General features: G+C 72.0%; 20 protein-coding genes and 1 pseudogene. 1 reads left to right on the top strand and 20 read right to left on the bottom strand.

Going from position 1 to position 21,341, the window contains the following annotated elements:
- Nucleotides 1–173 precede the first annotated feature (173 nt).
- The 3 genes from OG990_RS29945 to OG990_RS29955 all read right to left on the bottom strand — a co-directional run bounded on the left by OG990_RS29945 (nt 174) and on the right by OG990_RS29955 (nt 2,012).
- Nucleotides 174–563 carry an ACT domain-containing protein gene (locus OG990_RS29945; RefSeq protein WP_406077882.1) on the bottom strand — a complete coding sequence of 130 codons (390 nt, stop codon included), beginning with the start codon at nt 561–563 and terminating at the stop codon, nt 174–176.
- Nucleotides 564–638: 75 nt separating this feature from the next.
- Complete coding sequence (locus tag OG990_RS29950) at nt 639–1,097, bottom strand: hypothetical protein (protein WP_406077883.1); 459 nt, start codon at nt 1,095–1,097, stop codon at nt 639–641.
- Between the two features lie 174 nt (nt 1,098–1,271).
- Nucleotides 1,272–2,012 (bottom strand): hypothetical protein, encoded by a 741-nt coding sequence (locus OG990_RS29955; RefSeq protein ID WP_328421871.1) that lies wholly within the window; start codon nt 2,010–2,012, stop codon nt 1,272–1,274.
- Nucleotides 2,013–2,176: 164 nt separating this feature from the next.
- On the opposite strand from OG990_RS29955, the gene OG990_RS29960 reads away from it, so the two are divergent.
- Nucleotides 2,177–3,394, top strand: coding sequence for an arginine deiminase (locus OG990_RS29960; protein WP_328421869.1), 1,218 nt, complete (start codon nt 2,177–2,179; stop codon nt 3,392–3,394).
- A gap of 96 nt (nt 3,395–3,490) precedes the next feature.
- Here OG990_RS29960 and OG990_RS29965 read toward each other — a convergent pair whose 3' ends face one another.
- The 17 genes and pseudogenes from OG990_RS29965 to OG990_RS30045 form a co-directional block, all read right to left on the bottom strand.
- Nucleotides 3,491–4,378, bottom strand: a complete 888-nt coding sequence (locus tag OG990_RS29965) for a DUF5926 family protein (protein WP_328421867.1) — start codon at nt 4,376–4,378, stop codon at nt 3,491–3,493.
- Nucleotides 4,379–4,439: 61 nt separating this feature from the next.
- A complete protein-coding gene (locus OG990_RS29970; RefSeq protein ID WP_355601364.1) occupies nt 4,440–4,856 on the bottom strand; it encodes an ATP-binding protein in 417 nt (138 codons plus the stop codon).
- Between the two features lie 61 nt (nt 4,857–4,917).
- On the bottom strand, nt 4,918–6,372 hold the full coding sequence (locus OG990_RS29975; protein ID WP_406077884.1) for an ATP-binding protein: 1,455 nt from the start codon (nt 6,370–6,372) through the stop codon (nt 4,918–4,920).
- Nucleotides 6,373–6,428: 56 nt separating this feature from the next.
- Nucleotides 6,429–7,217 carry a glycerophosphodiester phosphodiesterase gene (locus OG990_RS29980; protein WP_406077885.1) on the bottom strand — a complete coding sequence of 263 codons (789 nt, stop codon included), beginning with the start codon at nt 7,215–7,217 and terminating at the stop codon, nt 6,429–6,431.
- A 10-nt stretch (nt 7,218–7,227) separates the two neighbouring features.
- Entirely contained in the window at nt 7,228–7,563 is a 336-nt protein-coding gene (locus OG990_RS29985) for a rhodanese-like domain-containing protein (protein ID WP_328421861.1), read from the bottom strand.
- A 58-nt stretch (nt 7,564–7,621) separates the two neighbouring features.
- Nucleotides 7,622–8,557 carry an LCP family protein gene (locus OG990_RS29990; RefSeq protein WP_406081941.1) on the bottom strand — a complete coding sequence of 312 codons (936 nt, stop codon included), beginning with the start codon at nt 8,555–8,557 and terminating at the stop codon, nt 7,622–7,624.
- Between the two features lie 214 nt (nt 8,558–8,771).
- Nucleotides 8,772–10,022 carry an LCP family protein gene (locus OG990_RS29995; RefSeq protein WP_386986371.1) on the bottom strand — a complete coding sequence of 417 codons (1,251 nt, stop codon included), beginning with the start codon at nt 10,020–10,022 and terminating at the stop codon, nt 8,772–8,774.
- 206 nt (nt 10,023–10,228) lie between these two features.
- Nucleotides 10,229–11,464 carry an LCP family protein gene (locus tag OG990_RS30000; protein ID WP_406077886.1) on the bottom strand — a complete coding sequence of 412 codons (1,236 nt, stop codon included), beginning with the start codon at nt 11,462–11,464 and terminating at the stop codon, nt 10,229–10,231.
- A gap of 76 nt (nt 11,465–11,540) precedes the next feature.
- Nucleotides 11,541–12,518: an NAD-dependent epimerase/dehydratase family protein gene (locus OG990_RS30005; protein WP_386986376.1), complete on the bottom strand. Its 978-nt coding sequence runs from the start codon at nt 12,516–12,518 to the stop codon at nt 11,541–11,543.
- A 91-nt stretch (nt 12,519–12,609) separates the two neighbouring features.
- Nucleotides 12,610–14,283: a cation acetate symporter gene (locus tag OG990_RS30010; RefSeq protein ID WP_328421847.1), complete on the bottom strand. Its 1,674-nt coding sequence runs from the start codon at nt 14,281–14,283 to the stop codon at nt 12,610–12,612.
- The gene (locus OG990_RS30015; protein ID WP_406077887.1) at nt 14,261–14,626 is read right to left on the bottom strand and encodes a DUF485 domain-containing protein; all 366 of its coding nucleotides are present in this window, start codon (nt 14,624–14,626) and stop codon (nt 14,261–14,263) included. The genes OG990_RS30010 and OG990_RS30015 overlap by 23 nt, the downstream gene beginning before the upstream one ends.
- 186 nt (nt 14,627–14,812) lie before the next feature.
- A pseudogene (locus tag OG990_RS30020) lies at nt 14,813–15,352 on the bottom strand (flavin reductase family protein); the annotation flags it as partial.
- A 52-nt stretch (nt 15,353–15,404) separates the two neighbouring features.
- Nucleotides 15,405–17,096, bottom strand: a complete 1,692-nt coding sequence (locus OG990_RS30025) for an ABC transporter permease (protein ID WP_406081942.1) — start codon at nt 17,094–17,096, stop codon at nt 15,405–15,407.
- On the bottom strand, nt 17,093–17,857 hold the full coding sequence (locus tag OG990_RS30030; RefSeq protein WP_328421843.1) for an ABC transporter ATP-binding protein: 765 nt from the start codon (nt 17,855–17,857) through the stop codon (nt 17,093–17,095). The genes OG990_RS30025 and OG990_RS30030 overlap by 4 nt, the downstream gene beginning before the upstream one ends.
- Before the next feature lie 83 nt (nt 17,858–17,940).
- The gene (locus tag OG990_RS30035; RefSeq protein WP_406077888.1) at nt 17,941–19,581 is read right to left on the bottom strand and encodes a cation acetate symporter; all 1,641 of its coding nucleotides are present in this window, start codon (nt 19,579–19,581) and stop codon (nt 17,941–17,943) included.
- Between the two features lies 1 nt (nt 19,582).
- Nucleotides 19,583–19,996: a hypothetical protein gene (locus OG990_RS30040; RefSeq protein WP_328421838.1), complete on the bottom strand. Its 414-nt coding sequence runs from the start codon at nt 19,994–19,996 to the stop codon at nt 19,583–19,585.
- 44 nt (nt 19,997–20,040) lie between these two features.
- A complete protein-coding gene (locus tag OG990_RS30045; RefSeq protein WP_406077889.1) occupies nt 20,041–21,303 on the bottom strand; it encodes a DUF4153 domain-containing protein in 1,263 nt (420 codons plus the stop codon).
- Nucleotides 21,304–21,341 lie beyond the last annotated feature (38 nt).

A 21,341-nucleotide genomic window follows, 5' to 3' on the forward strand; every position in this document is an offset into this window, starting at 1 on the left:
CGGACGGCCGTCTGCTTACGGGTGGCCGGTGGGACGCGGGTCGTCGCCCACGGTGGGGCGGACGCGTGGCGGGGCGGGGCGAACGGCACGGGCCGATCCTCGGGACATCGGAAACGTCGTCGTGGCCGGGGTGGCCGAGCCCATCGTAGGGGGAGCGGCCGGCCGGGTGAAGCTCAGCCGAGGACGCGATGCCCGGCGCGCTCCAGCGCGGCGGTGCCCTCGGTCAGGCGGACGGCCGGCACCAGCAGGTAGTCGGTGTCGAAGGTGGAGAACGTGACCACGCTGACCCGGGCCTCGGCGAGCGGGTCGACCAGCGCGGCCAGGGTGCCGGTGCCGGCGAGGTGCGCCGGGCCGGCGACCCGCAGACACCGCCAAGCGGTCTCCACCACGGCCTGCGCCGGGGCCCGGTCAGCCGGGCAGATCACCGAGATCCCGTCGGCGGTCCAGCTCACGGTGACCACGTCGGCGCTGCCCAGCCCGCTCGACAGCGCGTACGGCAGGGCGGAGCCGGCGGCCAACCGGCACACGGCGTACTCCCCCGGCAGCAGAGCGATATCGAGCATGAGGGCACCTTACGGCCTCATCGTGGACCCACCCCACTATCGCCGCGTGCGGCGAACGACACACTCCGTCGCAGGTCAGACCTCGGAGAAGAAGGTGAGCGAGCCGGCCACGTCTCCGTTGGCGAGCACCGGGGTGGAGATCGCGTCGACGGTCGCGTCGGAGCTGTCGGGCGAGGCCGCCTGCACCCGGAGCAGCCCGCGGGCGAGCCGGCCGGAGGAGAGCGCCAGCAGGGGCGGGATCTTGTCGATCTCGGCCTCGGTCAGCACACCCCGGTTGGCGGTGAAGTCGAGCAGGCGCAGCCCGCCGTCGAGCAGCGGTCGCCCGATCAGGCCGTCCGGCTCGCCCAGGCAGAGCAGCTCGCAGCCGGCGGTGGAGATCGCCACCACCCGGGTGTCGGCATCGATCAGCAGGCAGGGCTCATCGGCCCGGCAGACTGTCGAGGACCAGTGGCCGAAGTTGTCGGACTCCGCCTCTGTCGAGGCCCGCGCCGCCGGCACGAACACTTCCGACAGCGAAAGTTCGACGTGGGCCACCGCGCCTCCTATGTACACCGACGGACTGTCCACGCTAGCGGGTCGCCGACGGAACCACCGAGCGCACCGGGCCACCACCGGACCGCGCTGCCGTGAGCCGGGGCGGCCGGTGACGGCGCGGAACCGGGTGGGGTAGACGGGGAGACCGGAAGCCGCGTGGCGTCGCCGGTGACGTTACCGGCGGTGGGCCGGCTTGTCAGCGGCCGTTCGGCCCTCGTCATACCACCGGTAGTCGGCCGTTGGACGGTACGTGCCGTTCAGCCAGGTGCCGGGGTGTTGCGCGACCCGGGACAGCTTCTCGGCGGTGGCCGGGCTGATCCGGCTGCCGCCAGCCACGAGGAGCCGGTCCAACTCCCGGTGGGTGGCCATCAGACAGTCCTTCGGCAGGCCGTAGACGCTGATCACGCCGGAGCCGACGAAGGTCAGCACCGGCGTCACCGGAACGGGCAGCCCCACCGCGTCGGAGAGGGCCTTGCTGGCCCGCTTCGCGTCCCGGCGGGCCTCGGCCACGTACGACGGCCGCTTGCCGTTGATCTGCACGACGTCCCCGGCGACGAGCACCCTGGCCCGGCCGTGGTCGGCGACGGTCACCGCGAACAGGCCGCTCGGCCCGATGGCGAGGAATCCGGCACGCTCGTCCTGGCCGCGATCGAGCAGGACGTCCGCCACGTCGGTGCGGGGCCACTCGATGACGTGCCAGGCCGGCCCGAGGTGGTCGAGTTGGCCGAGCGCCCGCGCTCCGGCCGCCTCCAGTCGACGGGCACCCCGCTCGGCCCGACGACGGCGGGCCCATTCGAGTGGGGTCGGACGGACCGGTTCGAGAGCGCCCGGCGACTCGGCGCGGGGATGGGGCACCGCGACGGGCGGCAGTGCCCGGGCGGTCGGTACGGCTCGTCGTGCGGGAAAGACAGTCATCGCGACCTCCGGCAAAAGGTCCCTCGAAAGTTATGTCCTCACTACCCTACGTCGTCACTCCCGGTGTTCGGCAAGCCGGAACGCCGGAGTGACTGTGGATGAATGCCATATTCATCCACAGTTCTTTTCTCGGATGCCGCCAAACCCTGCCCTACGCTGCGGGAGTGACCCACTACGTCGACAGCGAAGTCGGCCGGCTCGGCACCGTACTGCTGCACCGGCCCGGCCCGGAACTGGCCCGGCTCACCCCCCGCAACAACGACTCCCTCCTGTTCGACGCGATCCCCTGGGTCGGCCGCGCCCAGGAGGAGCACGACGCGTTCGCCGCCGCACTGCGCGAGCGCGGGGTCGAGGTGCTCTACCTGGCCACTCTGTTGGCCGAGACACTGGCCGTCGCGGACGCCCGAGCCGAACTGACCGAGCAGGTGCTGCGCTCCCGCCGGCTCGGCGACACCCTCCGCGCCCGGGTCGCCGACCACCTCTCCTATCTGGACCCGGCCGCGCTGGCCGACGTGCTCACCGCCGGGCTGGCCCACGAGGAGCTGCGGATCAGCTCGGAGCGGCCGGGTGGGCTGGTCTACACCCTGATGGACCGGCACGACTTCGTCATCGACCCGCTGCCCAACCTGCTGTTCACCCGGGACTCGTCGCTGTGGATCGGCGATCGGGTCGGTGTCACCAGCCTGGCCATGCCGGCGCGCCGTCGGGAGACCACGCTGACCGACGCCATCTACCGCCACCACCCGCGCTTCGCCGGCACCGAGTTCGTCTACCGCCCGCACCTGGAGCACCTGGAGGGCGGGGACGTGCTGCTGCTCGCCCCCGGAGTGCTGGCGGTCGGGGTGGGCGAGCGGACCACACCGGCCGGTGCGGAACGCCTCGGCCGGCAGGTCTTCGCCGCCGGGCTGGCCCACACCATCCTGGTGGTGCCGATCGCACAGAAGCGCGCCACGATGCACCTGGACACCGTCTGCACGATGGTCGACGTGGACGCCGTGCTGATGTATCCGAACATCGCCAGCGCGCTCTCCGCGTACACCGTCATCGCCGGCGCGGACGGCGAGGACCCGCGGGTGGACGGCCCCGCGCCGTTCCTACGGGCCGCCGCCGACGCGATGGACCTCGACCAGCTCCGGGTCATCGACACCGGGCTGGACCCGGTGACCGCGGAACGCGAGCAGTGGGACGACGGCAACAACACCCTCGCCCTGGCACCCCGGCTCTGCGTCGGCTACGAACGCAACACCGAGACCAACGCCCAGTTGGAGCGGGCCGGCATCGAGGTGATCCCGATCGCAGGCTCGGAGCTGGGCTCCGGCCGGGGTGGCCCGCGCTGCATGTCCTGCCCGATCGTCCGCGACCCGCTGCCCGTCGCCGGGTGAGCGGGCCGGGCCGCGCGGAACGTCGGTAGCCGGCCGGGCGGAGCCCAGCGCCGGTAGCCGGCCGGGTTCCAGCCGGACGGCCGGGCCCTCCCGGGCTCAGCGCAGGGTGAGTTGGCGGCCGAGCAGTCCCTGGCGGGCACGGCGGCCGGCGGCGTCCAGCGGGGCGGTGACGGCGAGCGCCTCCGCGTACCGCTTGGCGAACTGAGCGACCGGGTCCTCCCAGTCGGTCGCCGGAGTCTCCTCCGGCAGGTCCCAGACCGGTACCAGCCGGCCGTGCGCCCGGAACATGCCGGCGAACTTGGTCTGCTCGCCGAGCGTCAGCGTGCCAGCCGCGCCGAGCCGGGCCAGCGCGTCCAGGGCGGCGTCCTCGTCGTCCGGCAGCACCCAGCGCACGTGCGCCTTCTCCGGGACCTGACACCAGTACGCGGCCTTCGCAGCGGTGAGTCGCACCGTCGGGTAGATGGCCGCGTTCGCCCGCTCCAGCGACGCCTGCACGGTCGGGTCGTCGGTGGCGCCGGGGTCGAGCCAGAACTCGAACCCGTCGTGCATGGTGATCTCCAGCGGGCCGTCCACGAGGATGTCCTGCAGCCGAGGGCCGGGGCCGGGTAGCGGCGGCACGGCCACCTGGTCGCCCGGCTCGGTCCGCAGCGCGCACAGCAGCGCCTCGGCCAGATCCCGGGAGACGTCGCCGGACTGCTGGTGGCGTTGCAGGCCGATGAACACCCGGCCGTCCGGCTTGGTCATCGCCGGGGCGGCCATCGGCAGCACCGTGGCCAGCGTGGCCGGCCGGTCCCCGAACTCCTCGACCAGGGCGGGTGCCAGCCGCAGCGGCGCGGAGGCGGCGGGGACCAGCTCGCGCAGCGCGATCCACTCGGGCTCGTCGACCAGCCCCTCGAACGGTCGCGGCACGAAGATGTCCCGCACCTTGTCCCTGCGGGGGGCGGTGTCGGCGGCGGTGCGCTGGCTCTTTCGACGCTTGCTCACGGCGTCACAGCCTAGAGGCCCGACGGGCTCGTCGTGGGCGGGACCCGCCCCGAGCCGTCGCTCAGCCCGCCCTCACCAGGTCGGGCCGGGTCGTCGGGGTCGGGTCGAACTCGGCCCAGACGCGTTGGCCCAGACCGTCCCGCTCGACGCCCCATCGGGTCGCCAGGCCGGCCACGATGTGCAGCCCCCGCCCGTCCGCCGCGTCGGGGTCGGCCGTCCGGATCCGAGGCCCGGTGCCCGCGCCGCCGTCGGTCACCCGCAGCTGGATCCGCGGGCCGTCGGCCGAGGGCCGCAACCGCCAGGCCACCCGGACCACGCCGCCGGGCAGCGGTCGGGCGTGCCGCACCGCGTTGCCCACCAGCTCGGCGAGCACCGCGATCAGGTCCGCGAGGAGCGTCGGGGGTACGACGTCCGCCAGGTCGCCGGCGAGCCGCTGCCGAGCCAGCCGTGCCCCGGCGGGGTGATGCGGGACCACCACGCACCATGCCCGATCCCTCGCTGCCCCTGCCACCGTCGCCTCCACCTCGCGCCACCGCTGGTCAACCGCGCGGTAGCCGCACCTCTGCGACCGTACCGCCGCCGGTCCTCGGACGTAGGGATACCCATCCATTCTGTTGTTCAACGATCCGGCGGACGAGGTAGAGGCCGAGCCCCGCGCCCGGGTAGCCGCGCCGGTCGCCCGACTCGCCCTGCCAGAACCGGTCGAACGCCCGCTCCACGTGCTCCGGTCGGATGCCGATGCCCCGGTCGCTGACCCGGAACGCCACCAGCTGACCGTCGACCGCCGCAGTGATCTCGATCGGTGAATCCGGTGCCGAGTACTTGCCGGCGTTGGTCGCCAGCTCGGTGAGAACGGTGGCCAGGCTAGGCCGGTGGCCGAGCGCCTTGGGCAGGTCGGCCGGGAGGCGGAGCACCAGCCGGCGACGCAGCTCCGCCGGCAGATCGACCACCGCGGAACGCAGCGCCTCGCCGAGGTCGAACGGGGTGGGCGGGTCGTCCCCCGGCCCCACCTCGGCGGCCGAAGAGAGCAGCCGGTCGACCAGCCGGGCCAGCTCGTTGGCGCGCTGCCCGATCACCCGGGCGGCCTGCCGCCGGTCGGTCTCGGTCAACGACTCCCAGTGGTCGGTGAGGGTGTCCGCGTACCCCTTGATCACGGTGACCGGGGTCCGCAGCTCGTGGCTGGTCACCGCGACGAACAGCTCCCGGTCGTGATCCCGGCGCTGCTGGTCGGTGATGTCGCGGAAGGTGACCACGCGCAGTGTGCCCGGACCGGGCAGCTCGCCGGAGGTGATCCGCAGCCAGCGCCCGTCCGGCAGCCGATGGTCGCCGACCTGGCCCGAGGGCGGCAGCGGGAACGGTAGCGGGCGGCTCAGCGCCTGCTCGGCCTCCCGACCGGTGACCTGGGCGGCGGCCGGGTTCCAGAGCCGGACGTGCCCGTCGCGGTCGACCACGGCCAGCCCGTCGGCGAGCGCCGCCACCACCGGCCCGTCGCCGTGCACCGGCAGCCCGGTCTGGTCGCCGTACATGTGCCCGACGCAGGAGGCCAGGTAGGCGATCACCCCCTGCTGCTCGGCGCTCGGCTCGTCGTCGCCCGGGTAGAGCGCGTGCAGGCTGCCGACGGTGTGGCCGCCGATCTCCGCACGGGACACCACCATCTGACGCAGCCCTGTGCCGGCCAACTCACCGGCGAGCTTGCCGCTGAGGTGGTCGACCCGGGCATGGCGGACCCGGGGCCCGGAGAGCAGGCAGATGGTGTCCGGATCGTCGGCCGGCAGCGGCCGGCCGAGGGTCCACTCCACCGCACCGGTCGCGGCGATCACCCGGCCACCGGTCGGGCCGAACTCCGCGAACGCCATGCCGGCCGCGCCGAGCGCCGGCTGGGCCACCCGGAGCAGTTGGGTGAGGACCGGCAGGCCGGCGTCCCCAGAGTTGATCATCTCGATCACGATGGTGTGGCCGGCGATGAGAGCGGGGAAATCGATACGCTCCGGCATGTGCCGAGTGTGCCCCGCCGACCCGGGTTTCGGCACCCCCGCCCGGCGGGTGCTGGTCAGCGGTCCAGCCGGGCCAGGGCCTGCGCCGGTCGATCGGTGATGATCCCGTCCACCCCGGCGGCCAGCACCAGCTCCAGGTCGGCCGGTTCGTTGACCGTCCAGACGTACACCTCGTTGCCGGCCGCGCGCAGCGCGGGCAGCAGTTGCGGCCGGGCCCGGACCAGGCCGATGCCCGGCCCGGCGACGCGCGCACCGAACGGCAGCCGGCCCAGCCGCAGCCAGCGCGGCAGCACCTCCAGCAACAGGACCGTCGGCAGCGTCGGAGCCAGCTCGCGGACCCGCCGCAGCGCCAGCGGGGAGAACGACATGACGGTGACCTGGACCGGGTCGTCCGGCGCCGGATCGGCCAGCCCGTACCGGCGCAGCAGGGCGACCAGCCCCCGCTCCACGTTCGAGCCGTAGCGGGACGGGTGCTTCGTCTCCACCAGCAGCCGGACCGGCCGGCCGGCGGCCAGCACCGCGTCCAGCAGCCGGGCCAGGGTCAGCAGCCGGGTGTGCGACTCGTCCGGCGGCAGGTCACCGCTCGGCACGCTGCCCGGATGCCACGAACCGAAGTCCAGCGCCTCCAGCTCGGCGAGGGTACGCGCGCTGACCAGGCCACGACCGTTACTGGTGCGGTCCAACCGCCGGTCGTGCACGCAGACCAGATGCCCGTCCCGGGTCAGCCGGACGTCGCACTCCAGGCCGTCCGCGCCCTCGTCGAGGGCGCGGAGGTAGGCGGCGAGAGTGTGCTCCGGAAGGTCGTACGAGGCGCCGCGGTGCGCGAAGACCAGAGGCCCGCCCATCCCCGCCGCCTCAGATGACCTGACCGGGCTGCCCGTTCGCGTCCACCACAGGGCGGCCGACGGCGGCCCACTGGCGCATACCGCCGTCGGCGTTACGCACCTGCTCCCAGCCGTTGTTGACCAGGTAGGCGACGACCTGGGCGGAGCGCCCGCCGGAGCGGCAGATGATCGCCACGTCCCGGTCGGTGGGCACCTCGGCCAGCCGCGCCGGCAGCTCCATCATCGGCAGGTGGTGAGCGGCGGGGGCGTGGCCGGCCGCCCACTCGTCGTCCTCCCGCACGTCGAGCAGGTAGGTGTCGTCGGCGATCTCGGTCACGGGCACGGTGGGAACCTGGGGTCCGAACACAGGAAGCAACACTAGATCCTCGTCGGCCGGATCGGCACCGACCGGGCCGTCTGACCTATCACAACCGGGTCACCCACCGCGGGTTGGCCTGGGCCCAGGTCGGCACCTGAGTGCCGCGTACCGCCTCGAAGAGCCCGTTGCCGTTGTTGTCCAGCACCACGTACGAGACCTCGTCGATGGTCTGCGGCGACGAGGGCACCTGGACGCCGCGCATCCCGTCGGGCGGCAGCGCGCGCAGCGCGAGGAGCAGGTCCTCCAGGGGTACGCCGTTGGTGTCGACGGTCAACGAGCCGCCGACCGCCCGGAGCACCCGGTCCAGCTTGACCGGGTCGCTGCGCAGGTCCGCCTGGCCGGCGCTGTCCAGCATCGCCCGGAGCAGTTGTTGCTGGTGGTGCTGCCGGTCGTAGTCGCCGCCGGGCAGGTCGTAGCGCTGCCGTACGTAGTCCAGCGCCTGCGCTCCGTCCATCTGCTGGCAGCCGGTGGGGAAGACCCGTTTGGTGTGGATCGAGCGGACCTCGGTGTCCACGCACATCTGCACGCCGCCGAGCAGGTCGATCACCTTCCGGAAGCCGGAGAAGTCGATCAGCGCGGCGCCGTCGAACCGGATACCGGTGAGCCGGTTCAGGGTGGCGGAGAGCAGTTGGACGCCGGCCTGCCCGCCGCCGCCGTGCTCGTACGCCGCATTGATCTTGTCCTGACCGCCGCCGAAGCCGTTCGCGGGCGGGATGGCGACCAGCAGGTCACGCGGGATGGATACCAGGTACGCCTCCCGCCGCCCGGCCGGCACGTGCACGATGAGGATGGTGTCCGAGCGTTGGTCCGGCCCGCTGTCGCCGGGCCGCCGGTCGGAGCCGACCAGCAGGTAGTTGAGCGCCCGGTCCAGGTCGGTCCGCTCGGTACGGGCGTCGGGGTCGAGCAACTGCTCCTTGGCCACCGTGCGGTCGTACCGGTGGCTGAGCGTCTTGAGCCCGACCACGGCGAGGCCGGCCAGCAGGACGAGGGCCAGGCCGACGCCGAGCAGGATCCTCGACCCACGGGCGCGACGTGACCGGGCGGGTCGAGCCTCGCCGTCCCGCCCCGCTGCGTTCCGTCCCCACCTGGACGTGACCGCCTCCCCGCAGCCGATACGTGAAACCTGCTCACGTCAGGCTACGGGCGGTGACTGGGTGGTCGCCGGAGTTTCGCGACTTCCGGCCGGCTGAGGGCCGTCACTTTCGGGTGGACATCACCTGGGGGTGGTTGAAGACGAATTCCGCGAGCTTGTCCTTCTTGAGAGCCTGGAACATCTCCAACGTCTCGGCGTTCAAGCCCTCACTGCCGTTGCCGTTGCCGTGGAAGGTGCCGCTGTTGGTCTTGAGCATGGTCAGCTCGTTCGCGGTGACGCCGCGCATCGTGAAGATGAGATCCTCGATGTCGGCGCCGCCGGTGTCCAGCACGAACGCCTTGCCGGCCGCCTTGATCAGCTGCTGGAGCTTCGCGGGGTTGGTCAACATGCCGCCGTCGGTGGCCTTCTTGGCCATCGCCTTGATCAGCTGCTGCTGGTTCTGCTGCCGGTCGTAGTCGCCGTTGCGGAGGGTCTTGCGCTGCCGTGCGTAGTCGAGCGCCGCCCAGCCCTCCATCTCCTGGCAGCCCTTCTTGTGCACCACGGGCTTCATCGTCTTGCCGGTCTTCTTGGCGTCGGCGTTCCACATGGGCTTACCGTCGACGTACTTCATGTGGATCGACGTGACCTCCTCGCCCACGCAGATCCGCACCGTGCCGAGGGCGTCGATGACGCCCTTGAACCCACCGAAGTTGATGATCGCGGCACCGTCGAAGGTGACCCCGGTGAGTCGCTTGATCGTCTGCGCCATCAGTTGGGCTCCACCCTCCCAGCCGCCGCCGTTGCGGGCGCCGATCTGGAACGCGGCGTTGATCTTGTCGGTGCCACCGTTGAAGCCGCTCTTCGGGAACGCCGGGATCTGCGCCTCGGTGTCCCGGGGGATCGAGATCAGGTACGCCTGGTCGTGCGAGGCCGGAATGTGCAGGATGATGATGCTGTCCGAGCGGACATCGTCGGCGGCCCAGCGCTCACGCGCGTCCACGCCGAGCAGCAGCATGTCGATCGGGCCGTCCAGGCTCGCCCCGCCCTCGGCGTCGGACTTGCCGGCCCCGCCCAGCAGGTCGCGCTGTGCGATGTCACCGGTCGCCTGGCCGATCAGCACCTTGCTGCCGACGATGGCCACCCCGCTGCTGAGCATCAGCACGGCACCGAAGATGACGGTCAACCGGGCCCAGAGCGGATCCTTGCGCCGGGGCCGCTTCTTCGCTGCACCGCCGCCGCCGCCCGACCGGCCTCCGCCGCCGGGCGGGCGACCGCCCGGTCCGCCGCCCCCGGGACCCGGCTGCACGGGTATGGACGAGGAGATCCGGCCGCTGGGCGCGGCGGACGAAGGGCGACGGCTGGCCTGAACCGGCATGCGTGCTCCAGCTCGTGATCAGGAGGGGGGCGGCACCACTGTACGTACATCATTTCGACTTGGCGAGTTCATCCCAGGGCAATCCGGACGCCGATTTCCCGGGGTCGGTCGATCGTCGCCATTCGATGACCCGATCGGCCGGCCGTCGGTCGGGCGGCCAGCCCGGTCGCCGCGGGTCGTACCGCCGAGGTCGGCGGCCGGGTCGGTCAGCCGCCGCTGGTGCCCTTCGGCGGGTTCGCCTTGACCCAGTCCGCCATGGTGTCCGACGACATGGCCCGGTACATCGCCAGCGCCTTCTCCCGGTCGGAGACAACCACCGACTCGCCGTTGATCGTCTCGCTACCCGAGTTCGGGCTGGTCACGAAGGTGAGGTTCTGGCCACGCAGGCTGCGGAACTGCAGCGCCATGTCCGTCACCGAGAACCCCTCGTCGACCGTGGCGGCCGCGGTCACCGACTGGAGGAAGTCGTTGAGCTTCTTCGGGTTGGCCAACGTGCCGGTGCTCGCCGCCTTGTCCAGCAGCGCCCGGAGGAACTCCTGCTGGTGCCTCATCCGGGCGAAGTCGCCGTCCGGGAACTGCTTGCGCTGCCGGATCCAGTCCAGCGCTTCCGCGCCGTTCATGTGGTTGGTGCCCTTGGTGAACGTCCGGTACGGCTTGTGGATCGAGGTGATGGTCCGCTCCACCTTCAGGTCGACCCCGCCGAGGGCATCGGTGACCTGCTTGAAGCCGGCGAAGTCGATGGCCATCACGTGGTCGATGCGGACGTCGTTGAAGCACTCCACGGTGCGGACCGCCAGCGGCAGCCCGCCGAACGCGAATGCCGCGTTGATCTTCGCGCGCTGGCCCGAGTCGCAGTCCGCGCCGGCGCTCTCCGGGATCGGCACGTAGAGGTCACGAGGGATGGAGACCAGGTACGCCTTCTGGTGGTCGGCCGGGATGTGCATCACGATGATCGTGTCGGCCCGCCACTGGCTCTTCGCGTCGACCGGCGCGTCCGGGTCCCGGGAGTCGCTGCCGACCAGCAGGATGTTCAGCGCGCCGTCGACGGTCTTGGCCGGCCGACCACCGGTGATCTGCGCGAACGGATCGGTCCGGGCCAGGTCGTTGTTGAGGTTGCGGGCGTACAACCAGGCGCCGATGCCGCCGAGCAGGGCCAGCACCAGCACCGCGATGCCGGCCACCAGGCCGATCCGGCCCCAGCGTGGCCGTGGGCCGCGCCGGCCCGGCCTGCCGGCGCCGCCCGGTCCGCCCGGTCCGCCAGGCCCTCTCGGCCCGTCCGGGCCACCCGGCCGGGGCGGCTCCTCGTCGTACGACGGGTACCAGCGCGCCTCGCTCGGACGGGCGCGCCCTGAGGCGCCCCGGTCGGGGCCGGGCACCGACGCGCGCCCGGCGCTGCGGTGCAGATACGGGTACGGGGCGCCGGCAGACGAGGTCGCTGACATGTAACTCAGGGTACGTAGCGCGAGCCACTGCCGCCTTCAGGCGGCGTTCAGCGACCGGCAGCGAGTCGCCGGCTGGTTACCCTAGCCGCGCGCGGAAGTACTCGATCGTGCGTCGCAGGCCGTCTTCGGGCGCCACGGTCGGCTCGTATCCGAGCAGTTCGCGGGCGAGGGTCAGGTCGGGGCGGCGCATCTCCGGGTCGTCGGCGCTTCGAGTGATGTAGGTCACCTCTGAGCTGCTGTCGGAGAGCGACACGATCAACTCAGCCAGTTGCCGCATGGTGAGCTCGTGCTCGGTGCCGCAGTTGATCGGCCCGGTCTCGGTCGAGTCGAGCAGCAGCAGGATGCCCCGAACCAGATCCTCGACGAAGCAGATGGACCGGGTCTGGTTGCCAGTGCCGTGCACGGTGATCGGCTCGCCGCGCAGCGCCTGGGAGATGAAGGTGGGGATGGCCCGACCGTCGTCCGGGCGCATCCGCGGGCCGTACGTGTTGAAGATCCGGACGATCGCCCCGTCGAGCCCGCGGTAGCGGTGGTACGCCATGGTGGCCGCCTCGGAGAAGCGCTTCGCCTCGTCGTAGACGCTGCGTACCCCGATCGGGTTGACATTGCCCCAGTAGGTCTCGCGCTGCGGGTGCTCCTTCGGGTCTCCGTACGCCTCGGAGGTGGAGGCCATCAGGAACCGGGCACCGTCGGCGACCGCGCGCTCCAGCAGGTGCAGGGTGCCCACCGAGCCGACCCGGAGGATCTCCACCGGCAGTTGGGCGAAATCGGTGGGGCTGGCCGGCGAGGCCATGTGCAGGATCGCGTCGAAGCGCTCGGCCAGCGCCGGGTGGTGGGTCGGCAGGCCGTCGGAGATGTCCGCCTCGACCAGGGTGAAGGTTGACCGGTCCAGCAGGTGGGCGACGTTCTCCTTGGAGCCGGTGACGAAGTTGTCCAGCGCCACCACCGTGCAGCCTCGGGCGATCAGGGCGTCCACCAGGTGCGACGGGACGAATCCGGCGCCGCCGGTGACGAGGACGCGATGACCGGAACCGAAGCGCTCAGCAACCTTCATGCCGGTCAGCCTACCGATCCCCGGAATTGCGGAAGGGCCCCCTGTTGACGCCTGGCGTCGTACAGGGGGCCCTTCTTCACAGGTGCCGCGGTCAGTGGGCGCCGGCGCCGGTGAGGGCGCGTACCTCCAGCTCCGCGTACTTCTCCTCGTCGTGCTCCTTGGAGATGAGCGTGCCGATCCACCCGCAGAGGAAGCCGAACGGGATGGAGATGATGCCCGGGTTGGACAGCGGGAACCACTGCCAGTCGTGATCCGGGAACATCGAGGTGGCCGCGCCGGAGACCACCGGCGAGAAGAACACCAGCAGTACGGCCGAGAGCAGACCGCCGTAGATCGCCCAGACCGCGCCGGAGGTGTTGAACCGCCGCCAGAACAGGCTGTAGAGGATCGCCGGCAGGTTGCCCGAGGCGGCGACCGCGAAGGCCAGCGCCACCAGGAACGCCACGTTCAGGTTCTGCGCGTAGATCGACAGGGCGATCGAGACCGCGCCGATCACCAGGGCGGAGATCCGGGCGACCCGTACCTCCTGTCGCTCCGACGCCTCGCCCCTCTTCATTACATTCGCGTAGAAGTCATGCGCCAGGCTGGACGACGATGCCAGGGTCAACCCGGCGACCACCGCCAGGATGGTGGCGAAGGCGACCGCCGCGATGATCGCCAGCAGGGCCGCCCCACCGAGATCGCCGCCGAGGAAGTCGATGCCGAGCGCCTCGGCCAACTGTGGCGCGGCGGTGTTGCCGGCCTTGTCCTGCGCGGTGATCGCCTCGCTCCCGACCAGCGCCGCGGCGCCGAAGCCGAGGGCCAGGGTGAGCAGGTAGAAGGTGCCGATGATGCCGATCGCCCAGAGCACGCTCTTCCGCGCCGCCTTCGCGGTCGGCACGGTGTAGAAGCGGATCAGGATGTGCGGCAGGCCGGCGGTGCCGAGCACCAGGGCGATGCCGAGGGAGAGCAGGTCGACCTTGTTGTAGAAGGTCTGTGTGGCGTTGCCGGCCACCTCGACGCCGTAGCGCAACCCTGGTTCGAGGAACGCGCTGCCCTTGCCGGAGGAGGCGGCGGCGTCACCGAGCAGCGAGGACAGGTTGAACTTGTACTTCGCCAGCACCAGCAGGGTCATCACCAGCGCGCCGCCCATCAGCAGGAACGCCTTGACGATCTGCACGTAGGTGGTGCCCTTCATGCCGCCCACGGTGACGTAGATGATCATCAGCGCGCCGACCATGATGATGGTGGCCACCTTGGCGGTGGCCGCGTCCATGCCGAGGAAGGTCGTCCCCGGCCGGATGCCGAGCAGCAGCGCGACCAGCGCGCCGGCACCCACCATCTGAGCCAGCAGGTAGAAGATCGACACCGTGATGGTGGAGACCGCCGCCGCCGTACGCACCGGGCGCTGGCGCATCCGGAAGGCCAGCACGTCCGCCATCGTGTAGCGGCCCGAGTTACGCAGCAACTCCGCGACCAGCAGCAGGGCTACCAGCCAGGCGACCAGGAAGCCGATCGAGTAGAGGAAGCCGTCGTAGCCGTAGAGCGCGATGATGCCGGCGATGCCGAGGAACGAGGCGGCCGACATGTAGTCGCCACCGATCGCCATGCCGTTCTGGAAACCGGAGAAGGACCGGCCACCGGCGTAGAAGTCGGTCGCCGTCTTGGTCTGCCGGCTGGCCCAGATGGTGATGGCCAGGGTGACCGCCACGAAGACCAGGAAGAGCGTGATGGTCAGGTTGCGGGCGGTGTGGTTGCCCGCCTCAGCCGCGAGGACCATGCTCATGGGTCACCTCCCCGATCTCGGCGCGGATCCGGTCGGCGACCGGGTCGATTTTCCGGTCGGCGTACCGGGAGTAGAGCCAGGCGATCACGAACGTGGAGACGAACTGGAGCAGGCCGAAGATCAGCGCGACGTTGATGTTGCTGCCGAACAGCTTCGTGCCCATGAAGTCCCGGGCGTACGCGGAGAGAATGACGTAGAGCGCGTACCACAGGAAGAACGCGACGGTCATCGGGAAGACGAAGCCGCGCAGCGCGCGCCGCAGCCCGGCGAACTCGTCCGACCGTTGTACGGCCAGATACTTGTCCGGTTGGGAAGCGGTCGGCGTGGGTGTGTCCGTGGACATCTGTGGATCACCACCTTCACAGGCGTCGGGGGAGTTTCGCGCACCGTAGAGAGCGCGCTCCCTGCCGGGGAAGGGCGAGATCGATGCCGGTCGGCGAGTGCGCCGAGCGGTTGGCTGGCTGCGCCGAGTGACCCAGGTCACTCCGGTGACCGGTGGGTCGACGCGGTCAGCCGCCGGGCCGCCCGGTCAGCCCGGCAGCTCGTGGTAGCGACCGCGGTAGTGCAGCAGCGGGGAGCCATCCTCGGCCAGGTCGACCGCCTCGATCGTGGCCTCCACCAGCAGTGCCCACCCGCATTCCCGGGCGGTGTCCAGCCGGCACCCGGCCCACCCGCCAGCGTCGGAGGGGACCGGCCCGTACGGCGTGTCGAGCCAGGAACCGGTGGCGAAGAGCCCACCCGGAGCGGGGAAGAGGCCGGCGAACCGGTCGGCGAGCTGCCGGTGCGGCGGGCCGAGCGGCGCCACCGCGAATCGGCCCGCCTCCTCAACCGCCGCCCAGAGATCGGATTCCGGGTCGATCAGCCCGAGCAGCCGGTCCGGCTCACCCTCGGCGACGAGAGTGGACGAGACGGTCAGCCCGGCTGGGCCGGGCGCCGTCCAGAGGGTCACCGGCGCGGCGAGCCGACCGCGCAGCCGGCGTACCGGCGATCGCTGCCCGGCCGGCACCGCGAACGGGTCGGTGTGGTGGATCTCGGCACCCGGATCATGATTCACGTGAAACATTGTGACCCCGCCACCCCACGTCGAGCGGGAGAGCCGGCCGTTCCGCCCGGCCTCGTGCTCAGCGGCGCGGGGTGACGGTGGCCAGCAGCTCCGGCTGCCGGCGGTCCAGCACGTCGCCGGCCAGATACGCGCCCAACAACGTCGCGCCCAACCCGTACGCCGCACCGACCGGCAGGGCCAACCAGAGCCACACGTCACCGAGCAGCGCCGCGGCCACCACCATCGGCACCGCGACGACTGCCGAGATGACCATGGCCAGCAGGGTGAGCAGGCCCTTCGCGATACCCGCACCGCTGTTCATCGCGAACGGGTTGCTCGTCTCCGGCAGCGAGTACGCCCCGAGCACCGAGACGAAGCTGTTCACCGCCAGCCCGGCACCGTAGGTGGCGGCCAGGCTGCCGGCCGTCAGGCCGATCCAGCCCGGGCGGCCGAGCACCACCGACAGGACCACCGCGACGACCGCCAGCATCGGCAGCACGTACAGCGAGAAGGCCGTCATCCGGGCGCGCAGCTCCACCCGGCCGGGCACCCCGGCCACCACGTTCACGGCGTACGCGCTGCCGTCGAAGCCGAACTGGTTGGCCAGGGTGACCGAGGCGAGCACGCCGACGAAGAGCATGGAGAGGGTGACCAGGACCGGTGAGCTGTCGGCGGCACTCGTCGTCAGACCCTGCTCGTCCTCGACCGCGAACCCCGCGCCACCAAGGTTGATCATCACCGGCACGAAGATGCCGACCACCGCGATCGTGATCAGGTTGGCCCGGCGTCGGGCGTCCCGCCACCAGTAGCGGGCCTCCCGGGCGACCAGTGCCCCGAACCGGTCCCGACGGGCCCAGCCGGCGACCCGGGGAAACAGTTGGGCGACCGCGCCAGCGGCGATGTCGCGCTGGGCGGGGGCCTTACCGGCGCTCACCGCCCCCACCATCGCCGACTCCAGCGACCGCGACCACCAGGCCAGCAGGGCACCGAGCGCCACCACCGTGATCAGCAGCTTGAGCGGAGCGGCCCAGACCCGGCCCTGGGCCACATCGATGCCGGCGGTCCACGGCGCGCCGAACGGGGTCCAGCCGACCACGGTCGCCACCCCGGTCAGCCGTGTCCAGTCCGTCTCCCGCAGCGCGGCGAGGCCGAAGACCTGCAACGGGCCGAGCAGCGCAGCGACCACCGCCAGCAGCACGGCCGCCAGGTCACGCACGCGGCGGGACCGCAGCATGGTGGCGAAGGCGCTGGTCACCGCCCGGCTGGCGGCCACGCAGAGCAGCAGTCCACCGATCACGCCGAGCACGGCCACCAGACCCGCGGACCAACCACCCAGCGCCCAGGCGGTGAGCACCAGCCCGAACGACGCGATCAGCACCGCCAGCACCGGCACGCTGATCAGAGCCGCGGCGAAGAGGCCGGTGACCAGCGTGCGTCGGGACAGCGGCAGCAGCGCGAACCGGGCCGGGTCCAGCGTCTCATCCACCCCGAAGAAGACCAGCGGCATGAGCAGCCAGCCGAGCACCAGCAGCCCGCCACCGGCCGCCGCGATCAGAACCGCGTACCGGCCGTTGCCCGTCAAGCCGGGCACCGCGAAGAGGAAGAAGCCAGCGGCGGCGAACCAGAGCCCGACCAGTGCACCGCCGATGAACAGCGCGACCCGCCAGCCCTGCCCCCGGAAGTTGTTGCCCATCACTCGCAGCTTGAGCCGCATGAAATGCCGGGCGGAGACGGCCCGGACCGGCCCGGCGGGTACGGCGGCGGCGCTCACTGGGAGAGCCACGACAGCTCCTCACCGGTCGCGGTGCGCCCGCCGACCACCTCGACGAAGACCTGTTCCAGCGATCGGTCACCGCGTACCTCGGCGATCGTGCCGACCCGCTTGATGGTGCCTGCGGCGAGGATCGCCACGTGCGAGCAGAGCCGCTCGACGACCTCCATCACGTGACTGGAGAAGACCACCGTGCCGCCGCCGGCCGCGTACCGGGTGAGGATGTCCCGGATCAGAGCGGCGGAGACCGGGTCGACCGCCTCGAACGGCTCGTCCAGCACCAGCACCCGGGGGCCGTGCAGCAACGCACACGCCAGGCCGATCTTCTTCTTCATGCCCGCCGAGTAGTCCACCACAAGCGTCCGCCCGGCGTCGCCGAGCGCCAGCACGTCCAGCAGCTCCGCGGCCCGCTGGTCGACGACCGTCGGGTCCATTCCGCGCAACAGCCCGTTGTACGCCAGCAGCTCCGCCCCGGTCAGCCGGTCGAACAGCCGCACCCCGTCGGGCATCACGCCGAGCAGCCGCTTGGCGGCGATCGGGTCCCGCCACACGTCGTGGCCGAGCACCCAGGCCAAGCCGGCGTCCGGCCGCAGCAGCCCGACCGCCATCGACAGGGTGGTGGTCTTGCCGGCACCGTTCGGGCCGAGCAGGCCGTAGAAGGAACCGGCGGGAACGTCGAGGTCGACGCCGGCCACCGCGATCGTGCCGTCGAACCGCTTGGCCAGGCCACGCAGTGCGAGCGCGGGTTGCTCACCAGTCATGAGCCGACGCTATCGGTCGATCGCCAATTCTGGGCTCCGGCGGTGGGTGGACCCGTCGTCATCCCCGAGGCGGACGGCCGTCCTTACAAGCGGACGGCTTCGGGGGTGTGCAGGCGGAGCATGGTGGCAGCGACGTCGGCGGGGGCCCGTCGACGTGTCGCCATCGACACCGCGACCATCACCGTGAAGGCCAGTGGCACCGTCCAGGCGGCCGGCTGCGCGATGAGCGTGGCCGGCCAGCCGGACAACGGCGGGCCGAGCACGGTGACCAGCACCGCGCCGATCGCCGCGCCACCGCCGACCAGCACCCCGGCGGCGGCGCCCAGGTCGGTCAGCCCGCGCCACCAGATGCCGAGCACCAGCAGCGGGCAGAAGCTCGACGCGGCGACCGCGAAGGCCAGTCCGACCACCTGCGACACGTCCAACCCGGAGACGTGCAGCGCCAGCACCGCCGGCACACCACCGGCGATCACCGTGGCCAGCCGGAAGCCGCGCACCGAGCCCCGGCCCAGCACGTCCGTCGAGATCACCCCGGCGACGCTGGTCAGCAACCCGGACGAGGTGGACAGGAAGGCCGCGAACGCGCCCGCCGCGACCAGCGCGGCGAGCAACCGCCCGGTCAGCCCGTCGCCGAGGGCCGCGCCGGGCAGCAGCACCACCACGGCGTCGGTCTGCCCACTGACCAGCAACTGCGGGGTGTAGATGCGACCGAGCACCCCGTACAGGGTGGGCAGCAGATAGAAAGCGCCGACCAGGGCCAGCACCACCAGGGTGGTCCGGCGTGCCGCCGCGCCGTCGGGGTTGGTGTAGAAGCGGACCAGCACGTGCGGCAGGCCCATGGTGCCCAGGAAGGTGGCCAGGATCAGCGAGTACGTGGCGAACAGGCCCCGGTCGTCGTCGCCGGCGGTGCTCGGCAGCAACCAGTCGTTGGCGTCGGTGGCCACCCCGGACACCTCCGGCAGCGGATCACCGGCAGCAAAGGTCAACTCATCGCCGGGGCGTACCTCCCGGATCTCGCCGTCGGGCAGCGTGAGGGTCGCGCGGTGCTCGACCACGACGGTGGTCGCGGCCCGGAACGTCGGCCCGTCGGGCGGGGTCACCGCGGGCCGGCCGTCGGCCTGCCACTGCAACGCCAGGAAGATCACCGGTACGGCGAGCGCGGTCAGCTTGAGCCAGTACTGGAACGCCTGGACGAAGGTGATCGCCCGCATCCCACCAAGTGCCACGTTCGCGGTGACCACGCCGGCCACCAGCAGGGCACCGAGTGGGTACGGGGAGCCGGCCACCGTGGCCAGGGTGAGCCCGGCGCCCTGCAACTGCGGCACCAGGTAGAGCCAGCCGATGAAGATCACGAAGGCCGTGGCCAGGATGCGCAGCCGGCGGGAGCCCAGCCGCAGCTCGCAGAAGTCGGGCAGGGTGAACGCGCCGGAACGGCGCAACGGCGCGGCCACGAAGAGCAGCAGGGCCAGGTAGCCGGCGGCGAACCCGACCGGATACCAGAGCACGTCCACGCCGTACTTGAGGACCAGGCCGGCGATGCCGAGGAAGCTCGCCGCCGACAGGTACTCCCCGCCGATGGCGGCGGCGTTCCAGGTCGGGCTGATCGCCCGGGAAGCGACCAGGAAATCGGAGGTCGTCCGGGCCAGCCGTAGCCCGTAGAAGCCGATCCCGACGGTGACCAGGGTGACCGCGACGATGGCCGGGACCACGTAGTCGTTGGCCACCTCAGCGCTCCGGCCGCTGCACCAGGTCGGTGAAGTCCTGTTCGTTGCGTTCGGCCAGCCGCACGTACGCCCAGCCCACGCCGATCAGGAACGGGAAGGAGGCCACACCGAGCAGCAGCCAGGGCAGGTTGACGCCGGCGACGGTGGTCCGGCCGAGCGACGGTGCGATGGCGAACAGCCAGGGCAGCCCGCCGAGCCCGATCGCCACCACCAGCGAGAGCCGCAGCGCCAGCGCGAGCTGGGCCCGGACCAGGCCGCGGACCAACGCCTCGCCGACCTGGGTCTGCTGAGCCAGCTCGGCGCGGGTCCGCTCGGCACGAGTGTCCTGCCGGGTGATGTCGGCCAGCACGATCCGGGTCCGCCGGGGCGGCGGTACCGCACCGCCCGACCTGACGTCAGGAAGTTGCTTGGCCACCCCGGCAGTCTCGCCCGCCCTGCGCGATTGTCAAGCGGTCGCGGTCACCAGCGCCGTAGATCGGGACAGTCGGTCACGCTGGCGGTCGCCGGGGTCGGGCCGAGCTCCCGCCGGGCCCGTTCCCGGCCGAGGTTCGCGGCCCAGAGGCCGTCCCGGGGCAACTCGGCGGCGATCTCCCGCAGCGCGCACGACCGCATCGGTTCGGGCAGCCGGTCCAGTGCCGGTACGGCGTCGGCCGAGAGCCGGGAGAGGTAACCGACGTCCAACCGGCCGGTCTCCAGGTACCGGTCGACGTTCCGGTCGGCGATCAGCCGGTCCGGGTTGACCACCGCCAGCCCGAGCAGAGCCAGCACCGCCGTGCCGATCACCAGCCGGGGCAGCCAGTCGGCTCGCATCCGCACCACGGCCACCCCGACCAGGACGAAGAGCAGCCCGAGCCAGAGTTCGACGGTCGCCACGACGAGCCGCAGCCGGGTGGCACCGTACGCGTCGGCGTAGACCTGCATCCGGTAGAGCGCGGAGGCGACGACGACCAGACTGAGCGCGGCAAGCGTGCCGAGCAGCACGCGGACCAACAGCCGGTCGGCCCTCGTGGACTGTGGTGCCCGCCGGGCGGCGATCGCGATCACCAGCAGGGTGAGCGCGGTGACGGCGAGCAGTTGCCAGAACCCACCGCGGGCGTACTGGGCGTAGGTGAGCCCGGCCGTACGCAGCACGTGCCCCGCGCCGCCGAAGAACACCGTCAGCTGGACCGACACGAAGGCGGCGAAGAGGGCGTCGAGCAGCACCAGTGGCAGGGTCCACTCCAGCCGGTGCGCCGGTCGGGTCGGTGCCGCCCGCAGCCCTTCCAGGTTGGGTGGGCGGCTGACCAGGTACGCGCCGCCGAGCAGGCCCAGGCCGATCAGCAGCAGACGGGCCAGCCAGCCGACGCCACCGCCCAGTGCGATGTCCGGCAGCAGACCCGCGACCAGGTCGGCGAAGACCGCGTCGGCGGAGGAAAAGAGCAGACCGAACAGTGTCAGGAGCCCGGCCGAGACCGCGAGGCTGGTCAGGAGGCGTCCGACCCCGGGGCCGGCCGGGCGGGTGCGGCGCAGCCCGCGTACCGCCCAGGGGAGCGCCCGTACCGTGGCGGCGGGCGGCAGCGTCGCGGCCACCAGCATCCCGAACGGGCTTCGCCCGCCGGTCACCGCGAGCGTCGCGGTGACTGCGGCGGCGATCAGGCAGAGCGCGAAGAGCCAGCCGGCGGCCCGGACCGAGCCGACCGCGACCAGTGCGACGGTCGCGGCGGCCCAGACGGCCCCCGCCACCCGCCCCGGTGCCCCCGTGGCACCGGGACGGGCGACCG

The sequence above is a fragment of the Micromonospora sp. NBC_00858 genome, assembly GCF_045207365.1.
Taxonomy (GTDB): Bacteria; Actinomycetota; Actinomycetes; order Mycobacteriales; family Micromonosporaceae; genus Micromonospora.

Excerpts from the sequence above, each read along its gene's own strand:
- OG990_RS30030 (WP_328421843.1), bottom strand. The coding sequence starts at position 17,857 with ATGACTGGTGAGCAACCCGCGCTCGCACTGCGTGGCCTGGCCAAGCGG.
- OG990_RS29975 (WP_406077884.1), bottom strand. The coding sequence starts at position 6,372 with ATGCCGGAGCGTATCGATTTCCCCGCTCTCATCGCCGGCCACACCATC.
- OG990_RS30015 (WP_406077887.1), bottom strand. The coding sequence starts at position 14,626 with ATGTCCACGGACACACCCACGCCGACCGCTTCCCAACCGGACAAGTAT.
- OG990_RS29995 (WP_386986371.1), bottom strand. The coding sequence starts at position 10,022 with ATGCCGGTTCAGGCCAGCCGTCGCCCTTCGTCCGCCGCGCCCAGCGGC.
- OG990_RS30000 (WP_406077886.1), bottom strand. The coding sequence starts at position 11,464 with ATGTCAGCGACCTCGTCTGCCGGCGCCCCGTACCCGTATCTGCACCGC.
- OG990_RS30005 (WP_386986376.1), bottom strand. The coding sequence starts at position 12,518 with ATGAAGGTTGCTGAGCGCTTCGGTTCCGGTCATCGCGTCCTCGTCACC.
- OG990_RS29945 (WP_406077882.1), bottom strand. The coding sequence starts at position 563 with ATGCTCGATATCGCTCTGCTGCCGGGGGAGTACGCCGTGTGCCGGTTG.
- OG990_RS29980 (WP_406077885.1), bottom strand. The coding sequence starts at position 7,217 with ATGGGCGGGCCTCTGGTCTTCGCGCACCGCGGCGCCTCGTACGACCTT.
- OG990_RS29955 (WP_328421871.1), bottom strand. The coding sequence starts at position 2,012 with ATGACTGTCTTTCCCGCACGACGAGCCGTACCGACCGCCCGGGCACTG.
- OG990_RS30010 (WP_328421847.1), bottom strand. The coding sequence starts at position 14,283 with ATGAGCATGGTCCTCGCGGCTGAGGCGGGCAACCACACCGCCCGCAAC.